The 360-nt window shown below is 70.6% G+C and carries 1 protein-coding gene; it reads left to right on the forward strand.

Translation table 11 applies throughout. The features are described 5' to 3' along the window. Positions 1–360 (forward strand): acyltransferase domain-containing protein (locus IH68_RS51375; protein ID WP_037886735.1); only part of this gene is annotated, 360 nt, incomplete at both ends.

Raw genomic sequence — 360 nt, forward strand, 5'->3', positions numbered from 1 at the left:
GCCGGTCAGGGCTCGCAACGCCTGGGTATGGGCCGGGAGTTGTATGAGGAGTATCCGGTCTTCGCGGATGCCTTCGACGCGGTGTGCGCTCACCTGGACACCGACCTCGAACTGCCGCTGCGAGAGGTTGTCTTCGGTGCGGACGCGGAGCGGCTGAACCGGACCGAGTACGCGCAGCCTGCCCTGTTCGCGCTCGAGGTGGCGTTGTTCCGGCTGCTGGAGTCGTGGGGGGTGCGCCCGGACGTGCTGGCCGGTCACTCCATCGGTGAGATGGCGGCGGCGCATGTGGCGGGGGTGTGGTCGCTGGCGGACGCGTGCCGTCTGGTGGTGGCGCGGGGGCGGCTGATGCAGGCGCTCCCG

The organism is Streptomyces sp. NRRL S-646, assembly GCF_000720765.1.
In the GTDB taxonomy this organism is placed as follows: domain Bacteria; phylum Actinomycetota; class Actinomycetes; order Streptomycetales; family Streptomycetaceae; genus Streptomyces.